Source organism: Enterobacter sp. PGRG2, assembly GCF_030291195.1.
In the GTDB taxonomy this organism is placed as follows: Bacteria; Pseudomonadota; Gammaproteobacteria; order Enterobacterales; family Enterobacteriaceae; genus Enterobacter_D.
This window is the reverse complement of sequence record NZ_CP127837.1, coordinates 1,086,324-1,092,143: the sequence shown is the minus strand read 5'-3', so window position 1 is coordinate 1,092,143 and position 5,820 is coordinate 1,086,324. Positions and strand designations below refer to the sequence as shown.

At 57.7% G+C, this 5,820-nt stretch carries 8 protein-coding genes; 3 read left to right on the top strand and 5 right to left on the bottom strand.

Annotated elements, in window-relative coordinates:
• The first annotated feature begins 49 nt into the window (after positions 1-49).
• Genes QRD42_RS04690 through QRD42_RS04680 form a run of 3 tightly spaced genes read left to right on the top strand, consistent with a single transcriptional unit; the run spans position 50 to position 1,841 of the window.
• On the top strand, positions 50-397 hold the full coding sequence (locus QRD42_RS04690; RefSeq protein WP_072570928.1) for a YidH family protein: 348 nt from the start codon (positions 50-52) through the stop codon (positions 395-397).
• Positions 387-743, top strand: a complete 357-nt coding sequence (locus QRD42_RS04685) for a DUF202 domain-containing protein (protein ID WP_318374106.1) — start codon at positions 387-389, stop codon at positions 741-743. The genes QRD42_RS04690 and QRD42_RS04685 overlap by 11 nt, the downstream gene beginning before the upstream one ends.
• Before the next feature lie 54 nt (positions 744-797).
• On the top strand, positions 798-1,841 hold the full coding sequence (locus tag QRD42_RS04680) for a cellulase family glycosylhydrolase (RefSeq protein ID WP_321988292.1): 1,044 nt from the start codon (positions 798-800) through the stop codon (positions 1,839-1,841).
• On the opposite strand, the gene emrD is transcribed toward QRD42_RS04680, so the two are convergent.
• The 5 genes from emrD to QRD42_RS04655 all read right to left on the bottom strand — a co-directional run bounded on the left by emrD (position 1,744) and on the right by QRD42_RS04655 (position 5,637).
• A complete protein-coding gene (gene emrD, locus QRD42_RS04675) occupies positions 1,744-2,928 on the bottom strand; it encodes a multidrug efflux MFS transporter EmrD (protein WP_072570933.1) in 1,185 nt (394 codons plus the stop codon). The genes QRD42_RS04680 and emrD overlap by 98 nt on opposite strands.
• A gap of 177 nt (positions 2,929-3,105) precedes the next feature.
• Complete coding sequence (locus QRD42_RS04670; protein WP_321988291.1) at positions 3,106-3,939, bottom strand: DMT family transporter; 834 nt, start codon at positions 3,937-3,939, stop codon at positions 3,106-3,108.
• A gap of 131 nt (positions 3,940-4,070) precedes the next feature.
• Positions 4,071-4,160 carry a type I toxin-antitoxin system toxin TisB gene (tisB, locus tag QRD42_RS04665; protein ID WP_072570935.1) on the bottom strand — a complete coding sequence of 30 codons (90 nt, stop codon included), beginning with the start codon at positions 4,158-4,160 and terminating at the stop codon, positions 4,071-4,073.
• Positions 4,161-4,661: 501 nt separating this feature from the next.
• On the bottom strand, positions 4,662-5,438 hold the full coding sequence (locus QRD42_RS04660) for a hypothetical protein (protein WP_072570936.1): 777 nt from the start codon (positions 5,436-5,438) through the stop codon (positions 4,662-4,664).
• 1 nt (position 5,439) lies between these two features.
• Entirely contained in the window at positions 5,440-5,637 is a 198-nt protein-coding gene (locus QRD42_RS04655) for a hypothetical protein (RefSeq protein WP_072570938.1), read from the bottom strand.
• Between the last annotated feature and the right edge of the window lie 183 nt (positions 5,638-5,820).

Below are 5,820 nucleotides of genomic sequence, written 5' to 3'. Positions count from 1 at the left end.
ACCTCAGCTAGAATTGGCGTTCATCCGTTTAATCAGGGAAGGAGCCGTTATGAAAATTTCCCGCCTCGGCGAAGCGCCGGATTACCGCTTCTCGCTGGCCAATGAGCGTACCTTTCTGGCGTGGATCCGCACCGCGCTCGGGTTTTTAGCGGCGGGCGTCGGGCTTGACCAGCTCGCGCCGGATTTTGCCACGCCGCTGATCCGCGAACTGCTGGCGCTGCTGTTGTGCCTGTTCGCAGGCGGGCTGGCGATTTATGGATACCTGCGCTGGCTGCGCAATGAGAAGGCGATGCGGCTGAAAGAAGATCTGCCCTATACCCGCACGCTGCTGGTAATCAGCCTCATTCTGACGCTTGTCGCCGCCGTGGTGATGGTGCTGGTATTTTATGCCGGATAGCCGCAAAGCGCGTCGCCAGCAGGATCCCGGCCTGCAGCCGGAGCGCACGTCCCTTGCCTGGTTTCGCACGCTGTTGGGCTACGGCGCGCTGATTGCGCTGGCCATCAGACATCACTGGTATGAATCAGGGATAACCTTCTGGATCTCGCTGGCGGTGCTGGCGCTCACCGGGCTGATCCTCTGGCGTTACACCCGCAGACGTAACCTGATGGATGTCAGCCACAGTGATTTTGTGCAACCGGTGGCGTTACGGGATAAATTCTTCATTGCGCTGGCGGTGCTGGCGCTTTCCCTGCTGTTCGCGAGCGCGCATATTCGCCAGGTATTGTTAGTGATCGCAGAATAGTTGTAGCCTGCCTGTGCTCACCTCTTTACCACACCATTTCATGCAGGGTCTATCGTGACTAAAACCGTGATCGCCAGCGCATTACTCTTTGTTGCCAGCGCCGCTTATGCCGCGCCGCCGCTGACGGCTGCCCGTTACGCCGCGCAGCTGGGGCCGGGTATGGAGGTGGACTGGGCGCGTACCGAACGCGGCATCCGCGAATTCGACCCGCTGGTGGTCAGAGATTTTGCGGCGCTGGGTATCCATCACGTGCGTATTCGCGTGGCGCAGAACATGACCGAGGCGCGGCTGGTGCACCTGCGTAAACTGGTGGAGGCGTGCGAGCAGTACGGGGTCATCCCGATCATCGCGTATCAGGCCGACGGCCTGAAGGCCGATCCGCTGAAAAACGAGGCGGCGTTAGTGGCGTGGTGGAGCCGGGTGGCGCGTTATTTTGGTACTGACCATCCGCTGCTTGGCTTTGATCTGATCGATGAACCGGCGGAAAAGCTTAATCGCGATCAGGCGGCGCTCAACCGGATTTATGACCGGCTGATCAAAACCCTGCACGGCATCGACCCCCGGCGCATGATTTTTGTCGCGCCGCGCCTGCGGTCAGCGCCGGAAGCGCTGACGGAGCTGAAGCTGCCGCCGCATAGCCAGAATTACGTGCTGGCGCAGTGGCATATGCCGGGCGCAGGGCCGCAAAAAAATAACGGTAAATACTCCCCGACGCCTGCCGGGAAAGCCGCCATTCACGCGCACATCAATGCAGTGCTGCGCTGGCAGCAGAAAACCGGGCACGTCAGCTGGGTGGGAAGCTGGGCGGTGGGTGAAGCCAGTAAAAGCGCGCCGACGGCCGCACAGCTCGCCTTCGCCACCTTTACGGCCTGCGAGCTGAAGCGGGCCAACATTCCTTATGCAATCAATGCCGACGCCCGGTTTTACGACGGGGAAGAGGGCGCGTGGCGTCCTGACCCCGCGCCGCTGTTAAAAACGATGATCGCCCCGGCGTGTGACGCTAAACCGCCGTTTCATGATGGGCAAAGCGCGACGCCAGCGGCAGCCAGCACAACAGGATCAGCAGCCCCATCAGCGTCATCAGCATCCCGAGGCTAGCCTGCCCGTTCTGCGGCAGCATGGCGGACAGCCAGGCCAGCACGCCGGAGCCAATATTTTGCAGGCCGCCCACCAGCGCTCCCGCCGTGCCCGCCAGAAACGGAAACGGCTCCATCGCGCCGCTGGTGGCAAGCGGGAACAGCATCCCCGCGCCGAAGAAAAACAGCGCCGCCGGGATCAGCAGCGTCCAGACGTTCATCACGCCAAACCAGCCGGGGATCCACATCATCAGCCCGGCGAGCAGACAGCTTGCCACCGCCTGCCACATCAGCGTGGAAAAGCGTTTGTTCTGCCGCCCGGCAAACCATGCGCCGAAAAACGCCGCCGGGATCGGCAGAATAAACAGAATGCTCACCACCATACTGCTGAGGCCCAGACCCGCGCCGAGCAGCACGCCGGAACAGGCTTCAAATACCGCGATCCCCGCAAGGCCGCCAATCAGCATCAGCAGATAACAGGTAAATGACCCGTTGCCGAACAGCGTTTTGTAGCTGGCGATAAGCCGGGTGCGCGGCGCGTCCACCGGACGGGTTTCCGGCATCCAGCGCGCCATGCTCAGGGTAACGCCGATGCACAGCAGCAGTAAAAAGCCGAAGCATGCCCGCCAGTCCCACAGCGTATTAAGCAGGCCGCCAATCAGCGGCGCCAGCAGCGGGCTGACCAGAATGCCCATATTCAGCAGGCTGTTCGCCTGGCGCAGCTGCGAACCGGCATAAAGATCGCGCGGCAGGGTGCGCGCCATCACGCCGCCGACGCCGGTACCCATGCCCTGCAGGGCGCTGGCAATAATCAGCACCGTCAGGCTGGGGGCGGCGATCGCCATTACCGTGGCGAGCATAAAAATGGACATCCCGGCGAGGATCACCGGACGGCGGCCTACCCGGTCGGCAAGCGGGCCATAAAAAAGTTGTGAGACGCCGTAGGTCAGCAGATAGGCCGCCATGACGCTCTGCACCGCGCCTTCCCGCACGTTAAACGCCAGCGCCATATCCGCAATCGCCGGTATATAGATGGTCTGCGCCATCTGGCCGACCGCCACTAACAACACCAGCATCATTAACAAATTAACGTTTCTGTCCCGTTTCATGTCGCGTAATACTTTATCAGATTAAGAAAAAGGAGAATAAAAGCCTGGTCAGGCCGCTGAATGCGAGAGGAATCTACCACAGCGCCCGGCGGAAGCAATCATGCATGGCGTGAATGAAAGAAGGATGACAGCGGGGAAATGTAAAGAATTTGTGGCAACAAATATTGCCAGTTTAACTCAGGCGAGACGCAGTAAAATGGCCCCCAGCGCGATGCCGCAGGCGGCGGCAATACGCATCCCGGAAACTTTCTCTTTAAGCAGCACAAAGGCGATGAGCGCGCCAAACAGAATTGAGGTTTCCCGCAGCGCGGCGACCACCGCCAGCGGGGCCTGGGTCATCGCCCACAGCGCCAGACCGTAAGAGCCCATGGTGCCGAGGCCGCCAAAAATCCCTTTTTTCCAGTTTGCACGCAGGTAGCGCGACGCCTCCCGGCGGCGGGCGATCATCGCCCAGACCAGCAGGCAGGCGCCGTTCATGAAAAAGGTCCACAGCGTATAGCCGAGCGCGGTGCCGGATAAGCGCACGCCGGTGCCGTCCACCAGCGTGTAACTGGCAATAAAGCAGGCGTTGATCAGCGCCAGCACAATGCCTTTGCGCGAACTGGCGCGACCGTTAAACGCCATGCCAAGTATGGCAAGGCAGATCACCGCGATGCCGATCCACGCCATCGTCGACAGATGCTCACCCAGCGCCAGTACGCTTATCAGCGCCACCAGCAGCGGCGCGGTGCCGCGCATCAGCGGGTAGGTCTGGCTCATATCGGAAACCTGATAGGTTTTCGCCACCAGCACGGTGTACACCACCTGTAACACGCAGGAAAGGGCGAGATAGGGGGCGCTTGCCCACGCCGGTTGCGGCGAAAACGGCAGCAGCGCTAAGGCGATGAGGGCCGCCGATCCGCTGACGCTGATCGCCGAAAAGAGTTTATCGCTCCCCGCCTTAACAATGGCGTTCCAGCTGGCATGTAGCAGCGCGGCAAACAGCAAAATCAGGAAAACGGAGAGTGTCATAACAGGGGCGACCGGAAGAAATGTCATAAAAATGTAACACATATTTCGCGGGAAGCCAGCAGGCTGTGGTTGAAGCAGAAGGTGAAAGAGGGGCGGTTGCCCGCCCCTCTTCGGTGCGGCTTGAACCTGAATTACCGGAGTAATTTCAGGATGGCATCAAGCAGTTGCAACAACGCAACAATGAGTTTCAGGATCAGAACTACCATATCCACTCCGCTCATACGCTTCTCCTTATGGCGTAAGGAGTACGTCCGACTGGCTTACCTTTCCGCTGCCTGTCACCAGCCGTTTTTCACACGCTGTCGCTCCGTTGGCCTGGGGGCAGGCATGGCGAAACGAGGTTGTGTGTGTTGGCGTATCACAGTGTGCACTCCCGGGGTTAAGGCACTGACGGCACCACCCGTTTCAGCCAGGACTCATTCGCGCCCGACAAACTAGCAGCCCCGTATCGCACACTCTGAAAACATAACCAGTATAGAAAAAGACTGTATGCATGAACAGTATTTTTTGGACGAAATGCGATCTTTGACCGATACTCATATTGCGCAAAATTGCGCCTGTTGCCGATTCAACATATACTGTGAGAGTTGACGTAGCACAGTGTGTTCTGCGGCCCACCACTCCGCAAACGCTCGATAAAACCTCATCGCACAAACCTGTTTTGTGCCAGGGGTTTAAAAGAATAACGGCCCTCATGCAGGGCCGTTTTCTTTTGCGAAGCGCTAATCCTCATCCCTGTCGGTGTCCTTACCGTACCCCAGCGCCAGGCTGTGGCTGGGATCAAAAAGCGACAAACTTTCCACCTGATCGAGCAAAATCACCTTACGAAAATGAAAGGCCGAATGCGGCTCCGACGTCAGGGTAATATTTTGCCGCGCATAGAGCGCGCTGTAGTTATTTTCGATCTTCATTTCCGCGCTTTTAGCATCGCGGTAGCCAGTAAGCATCGGGATCAGCACGATGTTATTGAAGGAATCGCCGTCCACCGTGGCGGTGTGGATCATACCGATGTACACGCGCTGAGATTTCAGCGTCAGCCACACCAGCTGCCCGGTTTCCATGCACTGAAAGAGCAACCCTTCAATGCCATTAGCCCGCGACAGATGCTTATAGAGATTCTTTCTGCCAGCGCTGTCGAGATTAGCGCTGCGCGCCCAGTTCGAACGGTACAGGCAAAACAGAATGGCGAAGAACAGCATGATCACTACCGGGGCCTGGATGCCAAGAAAGGTCCAGTTCATAAAGGTCATCTGATAGCGGTGATCTTCGCTGCCGAACAGCTCCGGCAGGGCGTTCATCGATACCGACGTCAGCAGCAGTCCGAGCCAGACGATGGCCGTCGCTATGATGCCCTGTAAGACAAAAATGCAGCCGTACAGCGCCACCAGAAAATAGACATCCCAACCGAAGGTACGGCGGAATTTCAGACGTGTAGACAGGTCGCGGCTGGTGTACCAGTAACCGCATACCATCAACACCATAAAAATAGCCGTTCCCATCCTATACCCTTTTCAGTGCTTCAACGTGCCGGGCAAAATCCTCGACCACCGCCGGACAATTGATATTGACGCTGGCGTTGCCGTCCTCATCAATGATGATGCGCTCCCCGTCTTCAATCGATTCCTGCACCTTGTTGCGGTCGATAACGTTAAGAAGCCTCTCGGGGCTGGTAAAGAGTTTATGTAGAGCATTAAACATACGCTTTCTCTTGTGACTGTAATGAATTAACTGCCTTTAATAGTAGTCGTGATGGCTGATGATGACCGTTGCAAAAGTGTGGGAAAACCTTTCAGTGCGTGAATGAGCAGCGAGATAGGGTACGTTCATGTCGAAAAAAATGGATTTTATCGACATGACTGCGTGACATGTCGATGGTATCAA

Bases quoted from the DNA above. Each gene is read 5' to 3' on its own strand.
- QRD42_RS04660 (WP_072570936.1), bottom strand. From the start codon at position 5,438: ATGGGAACGGCTATTTTTATGGTGTTGATGGTATGCGGTTACTGGTAC.
- emrD (WP_072570933.1), bottom strand. From the start codon at position 2,928: ATGAAACGGGACAGAAACGTTAATTTGTTAATGATGCTGGTGTTGTTA.
- QRD42_RS04685 (WP_318374106.1), top strand. From the start codon at position 387: ATGCCGGATAGCCGCAAAGCGCGTCGCCAGCAGGATCCCGGCCTGCAG.
- QRD42_RS04690 (WP_072570928.1), top strand. From the start codon at position 50: ATGAAAATTTCCCGCCTCGGCGAAGCGCCGGATTACCGCTTCTCGCTG.
- QRD42_RS04670 (WP_321988291.1), bottom strand. From the start codon at position 3,939: ATGACACTCTCCGTTTTCCTGATTTTGCTGTTTGCCGCGCTGCTACAT.
- QRD42_RS04655 (WP_072570938.1), bottom strand. From the start codon at position 5,637: ATGTTTAATGCTCTACATAAACTCTTTACCAGCCCCGAGAGGCTTCTT.
- tisB (WP_072570935.1), bottom strand. From the start codon at position 4,160: ATGAGCGGAGTGGATATGGTAGTTCTGATCCTGAAACTCATTGTTGCG.